The organism is Halodesulfovibrio oceani subsp. galateae (assembly GCF_055397225.1).
The window spans coordinates 1,511,474-1,532,698 of sequence record NZ_AP042453.1; the positions used below are offsets into that span (position 1 = coordinate 1,511,474).

The 21,225-nt window shown below is 44.4% G+C and carries 18 protein-coding genes; 17 read left to right on the plus strand and 1 reads right to left on the minus strand.

The genetic code is table 11. The annotated features are described in order from the left end of the window. Positions 1-134 precede the first annotated feature (134 nt). The 14 genes from ACZ5V1_RS06640 to ACZ5V1_RS06705 all read left to right on the plus strand — a co-directional run bounded on the left by ACZ5V1_RS06640 (position 135) and on the right by ACZ5V1_RS06705 (position 11,411). Entirely contained in the window at positions 135-1,769 is a 1,635-nt protein-coding gene (locus tag ACZ5V1_RS06640; protein WP_464391194.1) for a CTP synthase, read from the plus strand. A 198-nt stretch (positions 1,770-1,967) separates the two neighbouring features. Next, positions 1,968-2,792, plus strand: a complete 825-nt coding sequence (gene kdsA / locus ACZ5V1_RS06645; protein WP_160711472.1) for a 3-deoxy-8-phosphooctulonate synthase — start codon at positions 1,968-1,970, stop codon at positions 2,790-2,792. After that, entirely contained in the window at positions 2,782-3,303 is a 522-nt protein-coding gene (locus tag ACZ5V1_RS06650) for a KdsC family phosphatase (RefSeq protein ID WP_464391195.1), read from the plus strand. Before kdsA ends, ACZ5V1_RS06650 begins: the two co-directional genes overlap by 11 nt. After that, entirely contained in the window at positions 3,304-3,891 is a 588-nt protein-coding gene (gene lptC / locus ACZ5V1_RS06655) for an LPS export ABC transporter periplasmic protein LptC (RefSeq protein WP_464391196.1), read from the plus strand. Then, positions 3,891-4,418, plus strand: a complete 528-nt coding sequence (locus tag ACZ5V1_RS06660) for an LptA/OstA family protein (protein WP_464391197.1) — start codon at positions 3,891-3,893, stop codon at positions 4,416-4,418. Before lptC ends, ACZ5V1_RS06660 begins: the two co-directional genes overlap by 1 nt. Then, a complete protein-coding gene (lptB, locus tag ACZ5V1_RS06665) occupies positions 4,419-5,141 on the plus strand; it encodes an LPS export ABC transporter ATP-binding protein (RefSeq protein WP_464391198.1) in 723 nt (240 codons plus the stop codon). A 199-nt stretch (positions 5,142-5,340) separates the two neighbouring features. Continuing rightward, positions 5,341-6,768, plus strand: coding sequence for an RNA polymerase factor sigma-54 (gene rpoN / locus ACZ5V1_RS06670; RefSeq protein ID WP_464391199.1), 1,428 nt, complete (start codon positions 5,341-5,343; stop codon positions 6,766-6,768). A 53-nt stretch (positions 6,769-6,821) separates the two neighbouring features. Next, a complete protein-coding gene (gene hpf, locus ACZ5V1_RS06675; RefSeq protein WP_464391200.1) occupies positions 6,822-7,358 on the plus strand; it encodes a ribosome hibernation-promoting factor, HPF/YfiA family in 537 nt (178 codons plus the stop codon). 8 nt (positions 7,359-7,366) lie between these two features. After that, complete coding sequence (locus tag ACZ5V1_RS06680; protein ID WP_160711458.1) at positions 7,367-7,816, plus strand: PTS sugar transporter subunit IIA; 450 nt, start codon at positions 7,367-7,369, stop codon at positions 7,814-7,816. 12 nt (positions 7,817-7,828) lie between these two features. Continuing rightward, positions 7,829-8,719, plus strand: coding sequence for an RNase adapter RapZ (gene rapZ / locus ACZ5V1_RS06685; RefSeq protein ID WP_464391201.1), 891 nt, complete (start codon positions 7,829-7,831; stop codon positions 8,717-8,719). A gap of 29 nt (positions 8,720-8,748) precedes the next feature. Continuing rightward, a complete protein-coding gene (locus tag ACZ5V1_RS06690) occupies positions 8,749-9,183 on the plus strand; it encodes a PTS sugar transporter subunit IIA (RefSeq protein WP_464391202.1) in 435 nt (144 codons plus the stop codon). A 3-nt stretch (positions 9,184-9,186) separates the two neighbouring features. Then, positions 9,187-9,642 (plus strand): PTS sugar transporter subunit IIB, encoded by a 456-nt coding sequence (locus tag ACZ5V1_RS06695; protein WP_160711452.1) that lies wholly within the window; start codon positions 9,187-9,189, stop codon positions 9,640-9,642. 271 nt (positions 9,643-9,913) lie between these two features. After that, positions 9,914-10,360 (plus strand): hypothetical protein, encoded by a 447-nt coding sequence (locus ACZ5V1_RS06700; protein ID WP_464391203.1) that lies wholly within the window; start codon positions 9,914-9,916, stop codon positions 10,358-10,360. A 136-nt stretch (positions 10,361-10,496) separates the two neighbouring features. Beyond that, entirely contained in the window at positions 10,497-11,411 is a 915-nt protein-coding gene (locus ACZ5V1_RS06705; protein ID WP_464391204.1) for a manganese-dependent inorganic pyrophosphatase, read from the plus strand. A gap of 86 nt (positions 11,412-11,497) precedes the next feature. Here the strand turns inward: ACZ5V1_RS06705 and ACZ5V1_RS06710 are convergent, their stop codons facing one another. Then, positions 11,498-12,604 (minus strand): tRNA nucleotidyltransferase, encoded by a 1,107-nt coding sequence (locus ACZ5V1_RS06710; RefSeq protein ID WP_464391205.1) that lies wholly within the window; start codon positions 12,602-12,604, stop codon positions 11,498-11,500. A gap of 73 nt (positions 12,605-12,677) precedes the next feature. Between ACZ5V1_RS06710 and ACZ5V1_RS06715 the strand changes: the two genes are divergently transcribed. The 3 genes from ACZ5V1_RS06715 to ACZ5V1_RS06725 all read left to right on the plus strand — a co-directional run bounded on the left by ACZ5V1_RS06715 (position 12,678) and on the right by ACZ5V1_RS06725 (position 21,118). Next, a complete protein-coding gene (locus ACZ5V1_RS06715; protein WP_464391206.1) occupies positions 12,678-13,568 on the plus strand; it encodes a biotin--[acetyl-CoA-carboxylase] ligase in 891 nt (296 codons plus the stop codon). A gap of 63 nt (positions 13,569-13,631) precedes the next feature. After that, the gene (locus ACZ5V1_RS06720; RefSeq protein WP_464391207.1) at positions 13,632-17,336 is read left to right on the plus strand and encodes a pyruvate carboxylase; all 3,705 of its coding nucleotides are present in this window, start codon (positions 13,632-13,634) and stop codon (positions 17,334-17,336) included. A 206-nt stretch (positions 17,337-17,542) separates the two neighbouring features. Beyond that, complete coding sequence (locus ACZ5V1_RS06725; protein ID WP_464391208.1) at positions 17,543-21,118, plus strand: PEP/pyruvate-binding domain-containing protein; 3,576 nt, start codon at positions 17,543-17,545, stop codon at positions 21,116-21,118. Positions 21,119-21,225: the final 107 nt, after the last annotated feature.

Consider the following 21,225-nt stretch of genomic DNA (forward strand, 5'->3'; position numbering starts at 1 on the left):
TGCGTCGGCGATAACAGTCAACGGCTGACGTAACTTCAAAAAAAGTGTATACGGACGAGATACGTTCGAAACAAATATACGTGACTTTGGTCATTGAACTAATTTTTTAATAACTACGTCGTAGGCGAGAAAGAATGAAAACTAAGTTTATCTTCGTTACTGGTGGGGTTTTGTCTTCTTTAGGGAAGGGCCTTTCAGCTGCATCCATTGGTGTCCTCCTTAAAGCTAGAGGTTTAAATGTAACCATTCAGAAACTCGACCCTTATATCAACGTTGACCCGGGTACTATGAACCCGTTTCAGCATGGTGAGGTGTATGTAACGGATGACGGTGCTGAAACTGACCTCGACCTCGGTCATTACGAACGTTACCTCAACGTTCCTCTTTCTCAGAAGAACAACTACACCTCCGGTTCCATTTACCACAAAGTTATCACCAAAGAACGTCGCGGTGACTACCTTGGTGGTACCGTACAGGTTATCCCGCACATTACTGACGAAATTAAAAAATGTGTTCTCAGTCTTGCGAGTGACGATCTTGATGTTGCAATCATCGAAATCGGTGGCACTGTTGGTGATATTGAAGGTCTTCCATTCCTTGAAGCGATTCGCCAGCTGCGCACAGACCTCGGCCGCGAACACTGCATGTACATCCATCTTACTCTGGTTCCTTACCTCAAAGCTGCAGGCGAGCACAAAACTAAGCCAACCCAGCACAGCGTAAAAGAACTTCGTTCTATTGGTATTCAGCCAGATATGATCATCTGTCGTTGTGAAAAACCAATTCAGGAACACCTCAAGCACAAAATTGCTCTTTTCTGTAACGTTGACCGTGACGCAGTATTCTCCTGCGCAGATGTTAGCAACATCTACGAAGTACCTCTCGCATTTTATGACGAAGGACTCGACCAGAAAATTGCTATTATGCTTCGCCTCCCAGCGAAAAACGCGGATCTTGCCCCTTGGCAGAACCTGATCCACAACTTTAACAACCCTAAGGGTAACGTAACAATCGGCATCGTCGGTAAATACGTTGACCTTAAAGAAGCATACAAAAGTCTTCATGAAGCACTGGTACACGGCGGCCTTGCTAACCGTGTTACAGTTGAGTTCGAATATGTTAACTCTGAAGAAGTTAACGCTAAGAACGTTGCTACCAAGCTTAAAGGTCTCGACGGCATTCTCGTACCGGGTGGCTTTGGTCATCGTGGTGTTGAAGGCAAAATGCTTGCTATCAACTATGCACGTGAGAAAAAAATACCGTTCTTCGGTATCTGCCTCGGCATGCAGCTTGCTGTAATCGAATATGCTCGCAACGTTGTTGGTATTAAAGATGCGACATCTGTTGAATTTGATGAAAACGCAAAAGAACCTCTCATCTACCTTATGACTGAGTGGTACGATTTCCGTAAAGAAGCGATTGAAAAACGTGACGAAGGTACAGACAAAGGCGGAACACTGCGTCTTGGTGCATACCCTTGTAAAATTCGTCCAAAAACCAATGCTCAGGTTGCGTACGGCGAAGAGTTAATCTCTGAACGTCACCGTCACCGTTACGAATTCAACAACGCATACTACAAACGCTTAGAAGAAGCTGGAATGAGCTTCTCTGGTGTTTCTCCGGACGAAACTCTCGTTGAAATTGTAGAAGTGAAAGACCATCCTTGGTTCCTCGCTTGTCAGTTCCACCCAGAATTCAAGTCCACACCAATGAACCCGCATCCACTTTTCCGCGAGTTCGTTAAGGCTTCTAAAACGAATAAAAAATAGCACCTGCATCACTGCAACGAACAGAAGAAACAAGATTTCAACGTATGAGAAATTTTGACTTTTTGCCGCTGCACTGCGATGTACAGGGTTATTAGCGATTAAAATCGGGGCATGCGTCAGTATGCCCCGATTTTCTCTTTCAATCCCCAATTTATTCGAGTAATTTTACGCTTTACATTCCCAAATAGGATTACCGCAATGAAACATATCGAAAACGGTTCTGCATTATACGCAGAACTGACAACAAAACCTTTTGTTTTTGCTGGCCCTTGCGCCCTTGAAAGTTTTGAACTTGCTTTGGAAACAGCACATGCTGTAAAAGAAGCAGCAGAAGCAGCCGGACTGAAAGCTGTATTCAAAAGCTCATATGATAAAGCAAACCGAACCTCTCTTTCCAGTTTCAGAGGCCCGGGACTCGCTAAAGGACTCGAATGGTTGGCACGTATTAAAGAAGAAACCGGACTGCCTGTCGTAACCGACATTCACGAGCCGGAACAGGCTGCCCCAGTTGCAGAAGTCGCAGATGTAATGCAAATTCCGGCATTCTTATGCCGCCAGACAAGCCTGCTTATTGCCGCAGCCAAAACTGGTCGCGTTATAAATGTTAAAAAAGGGCAGTTTGTAGCCCCGTGGGATATGAAGCCAGCACTGGATAAATTATTCTCAACGGGCAACAAAAATATAATGCTCACAGAACGTGGCGCATCTTTTGGATATAACAACCTTGTTGTAGATTTCCGCTCATTCCCTATCATGCAGTCTTACGGCGTGCCTGTAGTATTCGATGCAACACACTCAGTTCAACTTCCGGGCGGACAGGGTGGTACTTCCGGCGGTGACCGATCTTTTGTACCTCGTCTTTCCCGGGCTGCTGTTGCCGCAGGCGTTAACGGCGTATTTATTGAAACACACCCTGATCCAGACAATGCACTTTGTGATGGCCCTAACAGCTGGCCTGTTGCTAAATTACCTCATCTTCTGCGTGACCTTTCTGCACTCTGGAGCATGAATTATGAATGCTAAGAACCTAGCCAAGGATATTAAACTCATTGTCCTTGATTGTGATGGCGTGCTCACCGATGGTGGGCTATACTACGACCATGAAGGCAACGTGACCAAACGGTTCAATGTGCTTGATGGACTTGGTATCAAGGCCGCTCAAGCTTGCGATCTGGTAATCGGAGTAATCACAGGGCTAGATGCAAAATCTGTTGCGACCCGTATGAACGATCTCGGAATTACTGATTATTATGCCGGTCATTTAAAAAAAATGGTATGCATTGAAGAAATCAGAGAAAAGTACAATCTAGAATGGCAACAGATTGCATATGTTGGGGATGACTGGATTGACTTAGCGCCAATGCGTAAAGTAGGGCTCCCAATTGCTGTGGCAAACGCAATGCCAGAAGTAAAAGAGGTCGCCGTATTAGAAACCAAAACCGCTGGCGGACACGGTGCTGTTCGCGAAGCGCTCAATTTTATTATGAACGCTCAAGGAAAACTTGAGGGTATTGTTAACTCTATAGGTGGTTAAATGAGAAAGTGGTTGATTTGGGGGGCATTGTTAGCCTTACTTGGCGGCGGCTTATTCTATCTGCAAAGCTCTGTGGAAGAGGAAATTGCAGAAAGAGTAAGTGAAGCCATTGGTAATGATGCTAAAACAAATGTTGATCTTTCTTTAAAAGGTATTGAGCTGAAGCAGGGTGAAGCAGGCAAAGAACTGTGGACCCTGAAAGCGACTAATGGCTGGTATCAGAAAGACAAGAGCATTATTGATCTTGCTGAACCGGACATCATGTACTTTGTTCAACCGGACCGTGACCAAGTGCACATTGTGGCACCAAACGGCACTATTAACCAAAATAAAGGTGTCGCCCGTTTATGGGGCGATGTAAAAGTAACCAACCAGAAAGGCACAATTACAAGTAGTGAGCTTACTTTTGAAGATAAAAAGAAACTACTCATTATGACAGGTAATGTTGTCTTCACTGGTGAAGGTTTTGACGGTTCTTCCGACGATGCAAGTTGGAATTTAAATGAAAATACGATCACAGCAACCGGTAATGTGGTTGTAAAATTCCGTGCTAAACAGCTGAACGACGCGACTGGTGGAGAAAAATAATGAAAGCTCTGTTCCGAATTCTGGTGTTATCTATTTGCATCTTTACAATCACAAACACCGCCACCATGGCAGCACCCGCTGAAGATGACGTAAAAGTCACCTCTGAAAAAATGACGTACAGCGCAGACGGACAAACCGTCGTGTTTACCGGAAACGTTGTTGTAAAACACCCAGAAGCTGATATGTGGGCAAATAAAGTTACCGTCTATTTGCTAAGCGATAAGAACGCAGCAAAATCCGATGCGACTGGTGACGTCAACCCAGGTAAAATTGAAAAAATTGTCTCAGAAGGTAATGTTCGCATCAAAATGGAGCAGAACAGACGAGGCACCTGTGATGTTGCAACCTACACCCTCAAAGATGAATTGCTTGTTATGACTGGTTCACCCAAATTAAGTGAAGGTAAAAACACCATCGCCGGCAACGTCATCAAATTCTGGGTAAAAGAAAACCGCAGTGAAGTACTCGGTTCTTCTAATCAGCCTGTAGAAGCAATTTTCTCAGCACCAGGTAAGGCAAAAAAATAAATGTCTATTATCCAAGCTGAAGGACTTTGCAAAATTTACGGCAAGCGTGAGGTTGTCCGCAATATCAATCTGCAAATGCAGCAGGGTGAAATTGTGGGACTTCTTGGCCCTAACGGCGCTGGTAAAACAACAACATTCTACATGCTCATTGGTATTGTTAAACCCAATGCCGGTGTGGTTCGTGTAGATGATATGGAAGTCACCGACTGGCCGTTGCACGAACGTGCGCGAATCGGCTTGAGCTATCTTCCTCAGGAAAGCTCTGTTTTCAAAAAACTCACAGTCTCTCAGAACTTGCAGTTGATTTTGGAACAAACAGAACTGTCCCGTGATGATCAGAAAAAACGTGAAGAAGAACTGATGGAAGAATTCGGTATCACACATATTCGTGATACTCACGCCATGCATATTTCCGGCGGTGAACGTCGCCGCCTTGAAATTGCCCGCGCGTTAATCCGAGATCCTAAGTTTATTCTTCTCGATGAGCCATTTGCAGGCATTGACCCACTCGCTGTAGATGACATTCAGGACATCATCCGTAAACTGCGTGACAAAGGAATGGGCGTGCTCATTTCCGACCACAACGTTAGGGAAACATTAAAAATTTGTGATAGAGCTAACCTTGTTTACGAAGGTCAAATAATTCTTTCCGGTACGCCGCAAGAGATTGTTGATAACCCAAAGGCGCGTAGCGTCTACCTTGGAGAAGGTTTTAGTCTCTAGTATCTTGATAAAAAATATAATTTGCGCCCTCGCAATAACGAAAAGCCCGTCCAACGGGCTTTTTTCTTGGTTGCATATAACGTTCCTATGTGGCAAAAAAGAGGTCAGTTATCTGATTTGGAATGTTTTTTGATAGGCAGTACTCATACATTATATTTCAGCTTTTTAGCTAGTCGAACCACATAGGACATTCTTATATATGGCTCTTGAACTTCGCCAACAATTAAAGCTTGCCCAGCAGCTTGTAATGACCCCGCAATTGCAGCAGGCAATCAAACTGCTGCAGCTTTCTCGCGTGGAACTTGCTGAAACCGTTCAGCAAGAGTTGCTGGAGAATCCTTTTTTGGAAGAGTCCTTGGAAGAAACCGCTAATCCAGACAAAACTTCTGCTAAAGAACAGCGTAAAGATGAACAGGAAGCTTATGACAAAGAGCTTTCTTCTAACGCTGACTGGGAAGATTATCTGGGTGATTTCTCAAGTACCACCAAACAGGTTTCAATGCGGGAAACTGAAGCATTAGAGGAAATGAGCTCATTTGAAGCTCGTCTTGCTCCTGCTCCAACGTTAGACGGTCATCTGTACTGGCAATTAATGCTTTCTCCACTCTCAGAAGAGCAAATTCGTGTTGGAGAAATCATCATTGGCAGCATCAGCTCTAATGGGTACCTACATGTATCTACAGAAGAGCTGTCACAGATTGCTCAAAGCGATCCTGAAACAGTGGAACAGCTTATTGAGCATATTCAACAATTTGACCCTGTAGGGGTTGCTGCTCGCACTCCGCAGGAATGCCTGCTTGTTCAGGTAAAAGCTCTCAATTACGATCGTGACCCAATTCTTGTAGATATTATTACTAATCATCTTGAAGACCTAGAGAAGCGTCGTTACAAACCACTTGCTCGAAAATACAAAATTTCCCTTGAAGATCTCAGAGAGTACCTAGATGTAATCCAGAGCCTTGACCCTATGCCGGGGGCACGGTTCGGTGGAGGAGAAGCACAATATGTTTCTCCAGACGTTTACATCTATGAGTACGAAAAAGAATTCGTTATCGTTCTCAATGAAGATGGTTTACCACAATTACAACTCAGTGAATTAACAGAGCAACTCCCGAAAACTACTAACGCTGAAGAAAAAGATTATTATCAGGACAAGATGCGTTCTGCCTCCTGGCTGATAAAAAGTCTGTACCAACGGCAACGAACTTTATATAAAGTAGTTGAGAGTATTGTTAAATATCAAAGAGAATTCTTCCTTAATGGTGTTACATCGTTAAAGCCGCTAATTCTTAAAGATATTGCAGATGATATTGGCATGCACGAATCAACGGTAAGCCGTATCACCACAAGTAAGTACATTTCGACCCCGCACGGTATTTTTGAACTGAAGTTCTTCTTCAACAGTGCAATTGGCCTTGATGATGGTAGTCAGGTCGGATCGGAGAGCGTAAAAGCCCTCATTAAAAAGCTTATTAGTGAAGAAAATACAAAAAAACCACTCAGCGATGAAAAAATCGGTGAGATTTTGAAAGAAAAACTGCAGGTTAACATTGCACGAAGAACTGTAGCTAAATACCGTACCGCAATGAATATCCCTTCATCATCCAAGAGAAAGGTGGTATTCTAAAAGCGAAACCAGCTGACTCACAGGGTTTCAAAAGTATCCAATTAGGAGGCACCATGAACATCGCATTCACATTCAAAAACTTTGAGCCTTCCAATCACCTAAAAGCTTATGCCAAACGACGCTTCAGCAAGCTTGGCAGATTCTTACCGAACCCTGAACACTTGGAAATGCAAGTCTCACTTTCTGTTGACAATTTCCGCCACAAAGCCGAAATTTCACTTGTATCGGATAACTTAACTCTATCCGCTACTGAACAGTCTGAAGACATGTATGCAACCGTTGATCTTGTTCGCGATAAACTTAAAGCACAGATCATACGTCGTACGGAAAAACTGCAAACGAAACGCAAGGGTGCAGAAAAGTTTGTTCTAGAAGGTACTATCCCTCCAGAAGAAGCAGTAGAGGCGGAACGAACCATCATTGGTATGGATAATTTTATACCGAAACCGATGGATCTTGACGAAGCCGCTATGCAGCTTGATGCACTTGATTATGACTTCCTTGTTTTTCTTAATGCTGAAACTGAACGGGTAAATGTGATCTACCGCCGAAAAGATAAGAATTTCGGCCTGATTGACCCCGTTTTCTAGGAAAAGTAATGAAACTGGGTGAATACCTAGAAAAAGAACTTGTACTGCCAGAGCTAACCGCCAGCACCAAACAAGAGGCGCTGGCGGAGCTCTTGGCTCCTGTCGTTGAAAAAAACCCATCCCTTGATGCTGAAGAAGTTTTTAACGTGCTTATGGAACGAGAAGCTCTCGGAACCACAGGTATTGGTAATGGCATTGCCATTCCTCACGGAAAACTTCCAGCACTCGATAAAATAGTAGTAGTAGCCGGTCGAAGCTTCGATGGGCTGGACTTTGATGCACTTGATCAAAAACCTTGTAAGATTTTCTTCATGGTTCTTGCTCCAGAAAACGTAGCAGGTACACACCTGCGCATCCTTGCCCAAATTTCGCGACTCCTGAAAGATGAAGATTTCAAACAATTATTTATGGAATCTGATAGTCAGGAAACTTTGTGGAACCTTTTATCTGCTGCGTAACATGAGTATTTTATGATTTCTGCATCTCAACGTACTATTCCTGTGATCATTATTGCCGGACTCTCCGGAGCTGGTAAAAGTAGCGCGCTAAAAGTCTTTGAAGACATGGCATACTACACTATTGATGGACTTCCGATGTCTATGACATCGCAATTTATGGAAGTTCTTACAGGCTGTGGACTTGAGAGCTATAAAGGAATTGTGCTTGGAGTTGATGGTCGGCAGTGTTCATTTAAAGATGAATGGGCAATGACTATCGATGCATTAGTTGCAGCCGGATATTCACCCACTGTCATCTTTCTTGAATCACGTGCAGATATTATCCTGCGCCGATACAAAGAAACAAGACGACCACATCCTTTTGAAGGAAACGGTATCGGCCTTGAACAGGCCATGACGAATGAACGTGCCCTCATGGCACCTGCACGTTCAGAAGCAGACTTTATTTTTGATACATCAGAGTATTCTATTCATGACTTGCGCCGTGTGTTGCAACGCAGATGGCAGTCAGAAGAAAACAATGCAAAAGGTCTTAAAGTTCATATCATGAGCTTTGGATTTAAGCACAGTACCCCTTCTGAGGCAGACATGATTTTTGATTTACGCTTTTTACCAAACCCATACCATAATCTTGAACTACGCAAATACAGTGGACAAGATGACCCAGTTGTTGCCTACGTTTTAGAAAACAGTATGGGGCAGACGTATTTAAAAAAGCTTGAAGATTTATTGCACTTTACGCTTCTGCAAATGGAAAAAGAAGGGCGGTATCGCATCACCATAGCCTTTGGCTGTACTGGTGGACGGCATCGTTCTGTTGCGGTAACTGAGGCCATTTTCGAATTTTTGAAAAAATCTGACTTTGCAGTTTCCAAAGAGCATCGTCATATTAACTTGGCGTAAGCCTAAGCTAACAACTTATATATAATCTCATGTCTACCACATTTCCTGAAGAAACAAATATTGGTGTAGTTATTGTCACCCATACCAACTACGGTGCGGCACTATTAAGTGCGGCAGAAGTTATTATGGGCAAACAACCTTCCTGCGAAACTGTAAGCGTTGATAGCGAAAAAGATGTTTCGGAAACAGTCACAGTCATTAAGAACATGGTTGAGAATGTAGACGAAGGTCGCGGTGTACTTATTTTGACCGACATGTTTGGTGGAACTCCAACAAACTTGAGTCTATCGTTACTCGGGACCAGACATTTAGAAGTTCTTACCGGCGTAAACCTTCCAATGCTGTTAAAAGTATTTGGTTGTCGTACAATGGCGCTTGACCGTCTTGCTATTGAAGCAAAAGAAGCCGGTGGAAAAGGCATTGTTATGGCTGGTGAAATCCTGCGTAGTAAGGTTAACGAGTAAATTATGGCTTGGATTCGTATCGACAACCGTTTGATCCATGGACAAGTTATTGAAACTTGGATTCCGTACACAAATGCCAAGCATCTACTCGTCGTGAATGATGACTTTGCAGATGATGTGCTGCGTCAACAAATCGCTACACTCGCAATCCCTAGTCGAATTTCTGCTGATTTTATTCACATTGCAGAAATTATGACGTACGCCCAGAGCAATAATCTTCAGGATACGCTAATTATCGTTGCAGATTGCGACGATGCGAAACGCATCCATGACGCTGGCTTCTCTTTTGAATCAATTAATATCGGGAATCTGCACTACGCACCGGGGAAAAAACAACTCTGTGACCATATTGCTATTTCCGACCATGATGAAGAATGCCTTAAATTTTTTGCTAATCACGAAATTATTCTCGATTTTCGTTGCGTACCTAACCAACCATTACAGATCAAGGGGCTATAGTAATGGATGCTGTTTTTCCTGTTATTCAATTTTCCTCAATTCCCTGGCTTAGTGGCTACGCTTTTTTTTTGCCATCCTAGCGCTGCTGCGAACTAATGTTAATTTAGGTTTTGTTGAACGCCCCTTAGCCATCGGCTTTTTTTGGGCGATCATAACAGGGGAGTGGGAACTAGCCCTCCCGGCCGCTATTTTCTTTGAGCTGTTCTGGCTCGACCTTTTTCCGGTTGGAACATACATACCACCCAACGGAACCGCCTCGCTGGTTGCAACTTTGGCCGCAGCCAGCTTTTTTTCATTAGAAATCCCATCACAACTCGTCATCCCAATGGTTCTGTCCATGCCTGCGGCTTTAATTTGCCCATACCTTGAACAGACATTACGGCAACGTCATAATATTCATCATAATGAATTGCTGGCACTCAAACACCCCGAAAGTGTCGTTGACGAGCAACTTTTTTTACATAAAATTATTAGCAAAGCATTGCTTCAAACCTTTGGTTTGAACTTTGTTTTCTTCTTTACCTACCTGCTTGTGCTAATTAGCACGATCTCTATTGCATATGATGTACATGGCTCTATTATTGAATGTTCTGGTGTTACTTGGAGCTACTTATGGTTCTTTGCAGCACTTGGAGGCGTTCTTTCACTTAGAGTCCGTCATGCCTATTATTCCTTCTTTTTTTTCCTCTTTGCCGTGGTGCTTATTACCAATCTATAGAATCCTGATGATAAAAAAAATGTGCTAAGTAGCACAGTACTACTTGGCAGCGGATTTCGTTTGTGCTATCTGTCACAAACTCAGTTTGGAAATAAGCGTGAACAACGCGTTACAACAATTTCTGGAGGAAATTACCATGGCAGTACTCGTATTAGGTCATATGAACCCGGACACCGACTCTATCATTTCTGCAATCGCTGTTGCGGATGCACTTAATAAACGTGGCATCGAAGCGAAAGCAGTAGCACAGGGCGAAGTTACCCCTGAATCCGCTTTTGTTCTTGAAAAATTTGGTCTCGCTGCTCCAGAAGTTGTGACTTCTGTTGCCGGTCAGAAAGTTTGGCTCGTAGATACATCTGATAAAGCTCAGCTCCCTGCAGACATCGACGATGCTGAAATCTGTGGCGTAATCGATCACCACAAATTGGGTGATATCACCACTTCAAACCCTCTTGAAATGTGGGTATGGCCTGTAGGTTGTAGCTGTACTGCAATCAAAGGTTTCTACGATCACTACGGTCTTGAAATCCCTGCAGGTATTGCAGGCGGCATGCTTTGCGCTATCCTTTCCGATACCGTAATGTTCAAGTCTGTAACTTGCACCGACGCTGACAAAGTGGCTGTAGAAGCTCTTGCTAAAATGGCTAACGTTTCCGACACTACTGCTCTTGGCATGGACATGTTCAAAGTTAAGTCAGCAGTAGACGGCGCAACCATGGAAGAACTCGTATTCCGTGATTACAAAGACTTTAACATGAACGGCAAAAAAGTTGGCATCGGCCAGCTTGAAGTTGTTGACCTTTCTCTTCTCGACGCAGTTAAAGCTGGCCTGAAAGAAGAAATTGCTAAAGTTAAAGCAGACGGCCGTCACTCCGTATTCCTTCTCCTCACCGACATCATGAAAGAAGGCTCCGAAATGCTCATCTGTTCTGATGACGCTTCCGTAGTTGAAAAAGCTTTCGGTGTAGCAGGTAACGAATCCGTATGGCTTGACGGCGTAATGAGCCGTAAAAAACAGGTTGTTCCTAACTTTGAAAAAGCTTTCAAATAATAGATAAACCGCTCTGATTTCAAAGCCCCGAAGAGAAACTCTTCGGGGCTTTTTATTTATTCAAACAAGTTAAATAAAACCTCGTGTTAAGAATGCTTAGCAGTTAACGCCATACATCGCAGCTCACGTAGCTTGCGACCCGATTCCTCACCAAGGTTCTGCTGCTCGGGCGGCAGTGAAACCAAAAGCAACGTTTCGAGATCAGCTTGCGCCTGCAGTAAAAAATTATTGCCAGAATCAGCCTCTACCATCATAAAAAAGGCTTCGAAAATTTGCTGCTTATGAAGAGAGTAAATAAGATCCACTTTTGTTCCAGCTCGAAGGGTGGGGTACCGTGCACCTTTCATGTGCTGCCGTGCAGCGACAGCTCCGGCTCGAATAAGATGAGTTGAGAGCTTAAGGCGCCTTCCTAAACATTCAGCAAGACTTTCACCACGTTTTTCATGTCCTATATGGCGCGGGAGAATATCCTCAGAGGTCTCTTGCTTTCCTAAATCATGGCAAAGCGCCATATAACGTGCGGTTACATCATTCTGACAACGATTAACAGTGTTCACAGTATGTGCAAGACAGTCCTCAGAGTGGTACTGTATAGGACCAGCAGGTATTTCTGACATGTTACTAAGCTCGGTAAACCAAGGATTCAAGCAGGCTGCGCCATTTAGCACCTCTAAAAATCTTCCAGGGGCAGGTGATTGCAGAGCCTTTATAAGCTCCGTTCCGACTCGTTCTGGAGTAAGGTTATCAAGCAATCCTTCTGCCGCCACATGCCGCATCATATCGACAGTCTCCGAATGAACCGAAAAATCTGGTAGCTCAGCAGCAAATCTGGCTACTCGAAAAACTCGAAGCGGATCTTGTAAAAAAGTATTTTCTGAAGCATGCCGAAGAATTTTTTTTTGGAGATCGTGCAAAGTTTGCGGTAGAGTATAGAGGCGAGCTTCTTCATCAAGAGCAAAGGCATTTATCGTAAGATCCCTGAATGTGAGATCTTCTTCAATACTTTCCCCTCTAATAGGGGCGTACTCAATGCCGTGAAGAATACATATCCCAAAATCATTTCCGGCCTTGCGTGCTGTTGGATTGCAGCTTATAAATTGATTAACGGTTCCTGAGAATACAAAGTCATATTCTTTTGGAGAGATACCAAGCAACATATCTCGCACTGCGCCGCCTACTAAATAAAATTTCATATCTTTGTCATACTTCATGCTGAGATAGTTTCCAAGAAAAACCTACCTGAGCCATAAAGCTTACGGACGGCATATGCATACTTGTTTTGTTTTACATGACCAGATTGCCAATATTGTTTCAGAGACTACACCTGAACAGATTACGAACGCTCATGCGGGATGGAAATCATTAGAAGAGTTGTCATGGAAGCAAGCTACTCACGGTAATTTTGCTATGTATAATTCCGATCTGCCATACTTCCCAGCAGACATTTATCTGTGCGGAATGTGTAGCTCAACTCTGGATGTTGCACGCGTCTTTAATGAAAAGCAGATGCTTAAAGAATGGGATTCCATTTTAGGCATACGACAGCAGAGTGGACGTGGCCAACTGCGAAGAGCATGGAACTCGCCAGAAGGGAATATTTACGCTGCAATGCGGCTTCCTTCGACAGGTTTTTTTGCTAACGAACTTGGCTCATTAGTAATCGGATTTCTACTAGCAGGTGCTTTGCAAAAACTTGGTCACAATGCACATATTAAGTGGCCAAATGATATTTTGGTAGATGATAAAAAAGTTGGGGGGATTCTGCTGGAAGAACGAGCTGGCACTTTAATGGCTGGCGTTGGCCTAAACGTGCATTCACACCCTCCAACAGAGCATTTGCGGAATGAATGGGCAGTTCCTGCCAGTTGTTTGTGCAAAAAAGAACAAACTTTGCCCATATTACAGGTGTGGCAGACACTTGTAGACTACATGCATTTTTGCTACAACGCACAGGTTGTTCAGTATACTACCGCGAAATTAATTTCGAGTGTTGAAAAACAACTTGCTTGGCTGGGGCGAGAAGTATGGATCCACGGAAGTGATCTAACCAATCGGTCGGGCAGGATAATGGGTATTTCTCAGGATGGTGGTCTTCGCCTTCGTCAGTCGGACGGAGAGAGGATCATTCATTCCGGTAGTGTTTCCCTCCACCCGTGATTAGATCACCCGATGGGTTATTTATTTGCAAAAAAGTCACCGACGCTGCATAACGAGGATTGAATGGCGATGAAGACGTTTAAAGAGATTTTGGATGAAGTGAAAGGCAAACCAATTCTGGTTGCCAACAGGGGCATTCCTGCCCGTCGTATTTGCCGCTCAATTCGTGAGCGTTTTGATGCTGTAGCTGTTATGACGGCTACAGACATTGATAAAACGTCTCCTGCCGCATCAGCCGCTCAAGAACTTCTTTTACTTGGTTCTGACCCTCGAGCGTACCTTGATATTGACAGAATTATTAGTCTGGCAAAAAAACGCGGCGCAGTTGCTATTCACCCGGGTTGGGGCTTTGCCTCTGAAGATCACAGATTCCCTACAAGATGTGCCGAAGAAGGGCTCATCTTTATTGGCTCCACAGCGGAATCCATGAACCTGCTTGGTAACAAAGTACAAGTTCGTGCTCTTGCACAAAAACTTGATGTACCTGTTGTTCCAGGCTCTGAAGGGTCTGTGGATATTCCTAACGCACGTAAATTCTGCGACGAGATCGGCTTCCCGATCATGCTTAAAGCAGAAGGCGGCGGCGGTGGACGTGGTATTTTCTTAATTCAAACTCAGGATGAGCTGGAAAGTGCTTTTGTTAAAGCGTCCACTATGGCGCAGGCATCTTTCGGCAACCCTCGTTTGTACATTGAGAAATTCTTAGCCAACGCGCGACACATTGAAATCCAGGTAATCAGTGACAAACACGGAAACGTGTTCGCATTTGACGAACGTGATTGCAGTATTCAGCGTAACCATCAGAAGCTGGTAGAAATTACTCCATCTCCTTCTGAGCTTATTACTCCAGAGTTACGTGCACGCCTCAAAGGCTATTCACGCAGCCTTGTCAAAGCTGTTGGATACGATTCTCTTGCTACAGTTGAATTCCTTGTGACTCCTGACGGTGAGCCATACCTTATTGAGGTTAACACCCGCCTGCAGGTTGAACATGGTATTACCGAAGTTCGCTACGGTATCGACCTTGTAGAAGAACAGATTGCTGTTGCTTTCGGTGCAGAACTTCGTCTTAAAGAAGACGAATTCCCACCGTCACAGATGGCAATGCAGTTACGTATCAACTGCGAAGACCCTCAGGATGATTTCGCACCTAACTGTGGTGTTGTATCTCGATACATTTCTCCTGGTGGCCCTGGTATCCGTATTGATTCCAACTTGTCTGCCGGTTACGATTTCCCATCTAACTACGACTCAGCAGGTGCACTGCTTATTTCTTATGGTCGTGGCTGGAAAAAAGTTTTGGGAACAATGGAACGTGCTCTTAACGAATACTCCATTGGCGGCGTTAAAACCACCATCCCGTTCTTTAAACAGGTAATCCGTCACCCTAAGTTCAGACAGGGCGACTTCACTACCAACTTTATTGGTAATACACCTGAACTGCTTTGCTACACAGACCTTGCTCCAGAAGCAGAGCGTATCTCCAAATTGGTTGCAGAAATTTCTGCAAAGGGTTCCAACCCGCATGTCCAGCTTGGTGAATACCGTTCCAAAGATACACCACGTATCGGCGAGTTCAAACCCGTATTACCTAGTATTGAGCTTCCAGTTCTAAAGGCAGCGCCTGTATACCCTCAGGGTGATCGCAAGGCTCTGTTGGATTTTGTTCGTGACTCAGATTACGTACATTTCTGTGACACCACTCCGCGAGACCTCACACAATCCAACAGCGGCAACCGATTCCGTCTTGCAGAAGACAAAATTATCGGCCCGTACCTTGATAACTGCGGATTCTTTTCTATTGAAAACGGTGGCGGTGCACATTTCCATGTAGCAATGCTTGCAAACATGACCTACCCGTTCACCGAAGCCAAAGAGTGGAATCAGTTTGCTCCTAAGACTCTAAAACAAATCCTTATCCGTTCAACTAACGTTCTTGGCTACAAACCGCAGCCAAAGAACCTTATGAGAGCAACTGGTGAGATGATTTGTGACCACTATGATGTTATTAGATGCTTCGACTTCTTGAACCATGTAGAAAACATGCGTCCATTTGCAGAAGTTGCTCTTAACCGTAGTGAAGTAGTCTTTGAACCAGCCATATCTCTTTCATGGGCAAAAGGCTTTGATGTTAAACACTACCTGCAAGTAACCGAAGCAATCCTTTCTATGGTTGCAGATGTAGCAGGCGTTAGCACTAGAAAAGCCTCTGAGCTGATCATTCTCGGTCTTAAAGACATGGCGGGCGTTTGCCCACCGCGATTTATGACAGAGCTTGTGACCGCAATCCGTAAGCAGTGGCCTTCCCTTGTTACCCATTACCACAGACACTACACTGACGGTCTTTTTGTTCCGACAGTTGGTGCTGCTGCAAAAGCCGGTGCACACATTGTTGACACCGGTATCGGTGCCGCAGTTCGTTGGTATGGACAGGGCGAAGTACTCTCCACAGCGGCGTACATGGAAGATGAGCTTGGACTCAAGACCAATCTTAATAAAGATATGATCCGCGAATGTAACTTTGCACTCAAACAGATCATGCCATATTACGACAAATACACCGCACCATTCTTCCAGGGAATTGACCATGATGTTGTACAACATGCGATGCCTGGCGGTGCGACGTCTTCCTCACAGGAAGGCGCATTGAAGCAAGGTTACATTCACCTTCTTCCTTACATGCTCAAATTCCTCGCTAGCACACGCAAAGTTGTACGTTACCATGACGTGACACCTGGTTCCCAGATCACATGGAACACTGCATTCCTTGCTGTAACCAACGCATACAAACGTGGCGGCGAAGAAGAAGTTCGCTACTTGTTGGAAGTGCTTGAATACGTTACCAAGTTCTCAGAGCATGAATTAAGCGAAGAGATGAAGGAAGCACGTCTTGCTATCTATCAAGATAGTAACGATGCGTTCCGTAACTTGCTTCGCGGCAAGTTTGGTAAACTTCCGCTTGGCTTCCCGGCAGACTGGGTATACGAGAGTGCATTCGGAATAGAGTGGAAGCAAGCTATTGCAACCCGTACAGAAATATCTCCATTATCAACATTGGAAGATATGAATCTTGCTGCAGAAGAAATTGATTTCATTAATCAGGTTCGTCGTAAGCCGACAGAAGAGGAATTCATTATGTTCCTCAACCATCCGGCAGACGCACTCAAGACTGTTCATTTCAAACGCGACTTCGGCAACCCGAACAATATACCGCTCGATGTTTGGTTTGAAGGTCTTGAAACCGGTAGAGAACTGCACTTTGTAGACGATCACGCAAAGCCGCACTCCATGACCATTTTGCACATTTCAGAACCTGCTAAAAATGGTAAATGTGTTGTGCGTTATGTTCTCGACTCTGATATAATGAGTTATGATGTTCAGGTGGCAACACCACATGAAGAGGAAAATGCAGGAAGCGAAAAAGCTGACTCTAGCAATCCACTTCACATAGCTGCACCTTCAAATGGTGACCTGTGGGTAATGTATGTTAACCCGGGTGATGTAGTTAAAAAGGGTGAAGAGCTCTTCAACGTTTCAATTATGAAACAGGAAAAAGCAGTACTTAGTCCCGCTGACGCTATGGTCAAGCGTGTTCTGGTAACTGCTGACTACAAAGAAACCAAAATGATGGTTCCGGTAAAAGAGGGTGACCTGCTTATTGAGCTTGGTCCAATCCCGCGCCGTTGTAGCAATGAGGCTTGCCAGAAGCCGCTCTCCATAGAAGGTATGGCATTCTGTCACTTCTGTGGTGAAAAACTGGAAGCGTAGATGGGTCTCATGCTTCGGCATGAGTAAGGATTAGAGAATATGGAGAGTCCTGAAAGGGACTCTCCATTAAATAACCACCGTGTAGGTATTGCCTATAAAAAAAGTTGTTTATCAAAATCTAATTCTAACGATGGGCGTAGAGTTATACTCTATAAGTTATAGTTTCCGGTTTTTAAAGTGATAAGTCCTTCCAGGAGGAAAGACTGATGGCCAAGAAAAAGGCTGACGATTCCAAGAGTGTTAAAGCACAAGCGACTAAGATTGAAGAACTTCAGAAAAAAATGGTTCTTACTGGTGAAGACATTGTAACCATTGGCGAGGTAGCAGAGCTTCTTGTTGGTGGTAAAAACTACAACACCGCTATTATTAGTCAGGTTGACGGTATTCGGGCTCCGCAATTTCGTGCAATCTCTTCCATAGCCTTCCACCAGCTCATGGATGAAACAAAAGTGAACGCTTCACTTGTTCGCTCCATGGTTGACAAAGAGTACAACCGAATTGACTGGAATGATCCTGAGATCAACAAAGATCCTGAGTTTTTGCAGAAGTTTGTACGAAATATCGCTAAAGAAATTCGTGCGGAAGCAGAAGCAGAAGGTACTCAGAATACTCTTAAGACCAGAACATTTGTAAACAACGTTGTTGAAGGCTTTGCAACTTCTCCGGAAGGCATCGACCAGCTTCGTAAACGTTCAGTACTGGTTCAGGCAGGCATTCTCTCTGTAGTGTTGCCTGACAGTGTAACCGGTTGCGTACGTGAAGCATACAACGCTATTTGTAAAGAAGCAGGCCTTGAAGACGTTCCTGTCGCAGTTCGTTCATCCGCAGCTGGCGAAGATTCTTGTAAAAAAGCATTCGCTGGTCTTCAGGATACGTACTTGAACATCGTTGGCGAAAACAGATGTATTGAAGCATACCATTGGGATTGCGCATCTGCATATAACCTTCGCTCAATGACCTACCGCCGTGAAGCTATTCTGGATGCAATGGCGCGTGCAGAAGCTACTGGCGATGATTCTATTGCTATTAAAGCAAAAGAAGAGTGGGCTATTGAAAACACCTCTCTCTCTGTTGTAATCATGCGCATGATTAATCCTGTTATTTCCGGTACTGCATTCTCTGCAGATACTGCAACAGGTTGTCGTGGCACAGACAGAAGAGACCTCGTTTCCATTGATGCTAGCTACGGTCTCGGCGAGGCAGTAGTAGGCGGCATGGTAACCCCTGATAAATTCTACGTGTTCCAGCGCGACGATAAACAAGAAGTTGTTATTCGTCAGATGGGCTGCAAAGACAAAAAAATTGTCTACGAAGAAAAGGGCGGCACCAAAATGGTGGACGTTCCTGATCTTGAAGCATTCCGCTGGTCACTTTCACTTGCACAAGCAGAAGAAGTAGCGCGTGGCGTTCGTGGCATTTCCATTGCCTACGGCGGCATGATCATGGATACAGAATTCTGTATTGATGATGCTGACAGACTCTGGTTTGTACAGGCTCGTCCTGAAACCCGCTGGAACGAAGAATTCGATCTTCATCCAGATACTATTTTCATGCGCCGCCTTGAGGTGGATGAAAAAGCAGCTGCGAATGCAGAAGTTATCCTCGAAGGTAACGGCGCATCCCGCGGCGCAGGTCAGGGACGTGTAAAATATCTCCGTTCAGCGCTCGAACTGAACAAAATTATCAAAGGCGACATTCTCGCTGCAGAACGTACCGACCCAGACATGGTTCCGGGAATGCGTATTGCTTCTTCCATTCTTGCAGATGTTGGCGGTGACACCAGTCACGCAGCTATTACCTCTCGCGAGCTTGGTATTCCGGCAATCATCGGTATTCAGCGCCTTGAAGTTCTTCGCAACCTTGATGGTGAAGAAATTACAGTTGATGGTACTCGCGGCAAGGTATATCGCGGTCTTCTTCCTCTTAAAGAGGTTGGTGGCGAAATGAATCTTGCAAAGCTCCCTGAAACTAAAACCAAAGTTGGCCTTATTCTTGCCGACGTTGGACAATCTCTCTTCCTTTCACGACTCAGAAATGTAACCGATTTTGAAGTTGGCCTGCTCCGCGCAGAATTCATGCTTGGTAACATTTCTATTCACCCAAAAGCACTCGAAGCTTACGATTCCGGCGAACTTGAAAGAGTAGTGGCTAAAAAAGTTCACGAACTTGAAAGCCAGCTGACAAAAGTACTTCGTGAACAGCTTGCATTGGGTATTGTTGGCGTTGACTTCAATCTTCGTGAATACGTCGGTCACTTGACTGGTCTTTCCGAAGAAATTGAAAAGCTTACTGAAAATGAACAGCCACGCGGCACTGACGAAGTACTTGCTGTACACCGTCGTATGCGTGAACTTGATCATAAGCTTGATGCATACATGGAAACTGCTACCCGTCGATTCGACGTCCTCAAGACTTCCGAAAATCTTGAAGACCACGTATCCGCTGTTATGGGCTTCTCTGATGAGTTGATGAAACTCACCGGTACTGACCCAGAAAGCACTCGTCGCAAAGCAGAGATTGATGCATCCGTAAAAGCATTTACAGCAAAAGCTGCAAATGATCCTGTTGTTATGGATGTAATCCATAAAGTAACACAGGTGCGTGTGGAAGTAGCTCTTACTTCCGGCTTAGAAAAAGAAATCCGCGATATGCGCAGCATTCCAGAAAACATCCGCACGATCATTAAATCTCGCGGATACCGTTCTGGTAAAGAACATTACGTACAGACCCTTGCACAGGGACTCGCACTGTTCGCTATGGCATTCTACGGAAAAGACATTATCTACAGAACCACCGACTTTAAATCTAACGAGTACCGCAACCTTCTTGGTGGCTCCTTGTTCGAACACTTCGAAGACAACCCGATGCTTGGCTATCGTGGTGTTTCCCGTAATCTTCATGATTGGGAAATCGAAGCATTCAAACTGTCTCGTGGTGTATACGGTGGAACCAACCTGCAGATTATGCTTCCGTTTGTTCGTACTCTCGAAGAAGGTAGAGCAATGCGCCGCTACCTTGAACAGGTGCACAAACTTAAGCGTGGTGAAGATGGCCTCAAAATCATCCTCATGTCTGAAATTCCAAGTAACGCTATTCTCGCAAAACAGTTCATTCAGGAATTTGATGGCTTCTCCATCGGTTCCAACGATATGACTCAGATGGTTCTGGCAACAGACCGAGATAACGCAAGTCTTTCCCACATCTACGATGAAGAAGATCCTGCTGTTGTTTGGGCAATTCTGTGCACCATCTTCACTGGTCAAAAATACGGTAAAAAAGTTGGTTTCTGCGGCCAGGGTGTTTCTAACAGCACCGTGCTTCGTGGCCTTGTTGCAATTGCTGGAATTGTATCTGCATCAGTAGTACCTGATACATACTTCCAGACAAAAATTGACATGGCAGAAGTAGAGCAGGAAAACATAAAAACCGAACAGCTTGGTCAGTGGCTTGGCGACAAGTACCTTGTTAAAATTCGTGCTCTGTTAAATGAAAATGGATACGGACACATTCTTAAGAAGTACAAAAACGCTCAAGACATTCTCGATTGGTACGAAGGCGAAATTGCTCGCTTACATGAGCAGCTTCGTGAATCCATCGAAACACCAAAAGAAAAATTCTACCGTCAGGAGCTGGAGCAATTCCGTGCTAAGTTCCATAAACCTGTAATTTATGCAGGTTGGGACTGGAAAGAAACCGTTCTTGATGCCCTTCATCAGGCTGGCTTCGCTAACTTTGAAGAGCAGGCTATTGCTCTCGAAGCACAGCGCAAGAAGAAATGGTAGAGCGATAATTGATTAAGTAAAGTGTGAAGGGGACGTATGCCGTAGCATACGTCCCCTTTTTCTTTTTTAAATAAAGACCTAACTCAAGTCGCACAATGGTTAAGAGA

Coding starts and splice junctions, on each gene's coding strand:
- ACZ5V1_RS06640 (WP_464391194.1), top strand. CDS start 135: ATGAAAACTAAGTTTATCTTCGTTACTGGTGGGGTTTTGTCTTCTTTA.
- ACZ5V1_RS06710 (WP_464391205.1), bottom strand. CDS start 12,604: ATGAAATTTTATTTAGTAGGCGGCGCAGTGCGAGATATGTTGCTTGGT.
- rapZ (WP_464391201.1), top strand. CDS start 7,829: ATGATTTCTGCATCTCAACGTACTATTCCTGTGATCATTATTGCCGGA.
- ACZ5V1_RS06660 (WP_464391197.1), top strand. CDS start 3,891: ATGAAAGCTCTGTTCCGAATTCTGGTGTTATCTATTTGCATCTTTACA.
- ACZ5V1_RS06720 (WP_464391207.1), top strand. CDS start 13,632: ATGGCGATGAAGACGTTTAAAGAGATTTTGGATGAAGTGAAAGGCAAA.
- ACZ5V1_RS06705 (WP_464391204.1), top strand. CDS start 10,497: ATGGCAGTACTCGTATTAGGTCATATGAACCCGGACACCGACTCTATC.
- lptC (WP_464391196.1), top strand. CDS start 3,304: ATGAGAAAGTGGTTGATTTGGGGGGCATTGTTAGCCTTACTTGGCGGC.
- ACZ5V1_RS06695 (WP_160711452.1), top strand. CDS start 9,187: ATGGCTTGGATTCGTATCGACAACCGTTTGATCCATGGACAAGTTATT.
- lptB (WP_464391198.1), top strand. CDS start 4,419: ATGTCTATTATCCAAGCTGAAGGACTTTGCAAAATTTACGGCAAGCGT.
- ACZ5V1_RS06650 (WP_464391195.1), top strand. CDS start 2,782: ATGAATGCTAAGAACCTAGCCAAGGATATTAAACTCATTGTCCTTGAT.
- ACZ5V1_RS06680 (WP_160711458.1), top strand. CDS start 7,367: ATGAAACTGGGTGAATACCTAGAAAAAGAACTTGTACTGCCAGAGCTA.
- kdsA (WP_160711472.1), top strand. CDS start 1,968: ATGAAACATATCGAAAACGGTTCTGCATTATACGCAGAACTGACAACA.
- ACZ5V1_RS06715 (WP_464391206.1), top strand. CDS start 12,678: ATGCATACTTGTTTTGTTTTACATGACCAGATTGCCAATATTGTTTCA.
- hpf (WP_464391200.1), top strand. CDS start 6,822: ATGAACATCGCATTCACATTCAAAAACTTTGAGCCTTCCAATCACCTA.
- rpoN (WP_464391199.1), top strand. CDS start 5,341: ATGGCTCTTGAACTTCGCCAACAATTAAAGCTTGCCCAGCAGCTTGTA.
- ACZ5V1_RS06725 (WP_464391208.1), top strand. CDS start 17,543: ATGGCCAAGAAAAAGGCTGACGATTCCAAGAGTGTTAAAGCACAAGCG.
- ACZ5V1_RS06690 (WP_464391202.1), top strand. CDS start 8,749: ATGTCTACCACATTTCCTGAAGAAACAAATATTGGTGTAGTTATTGTC.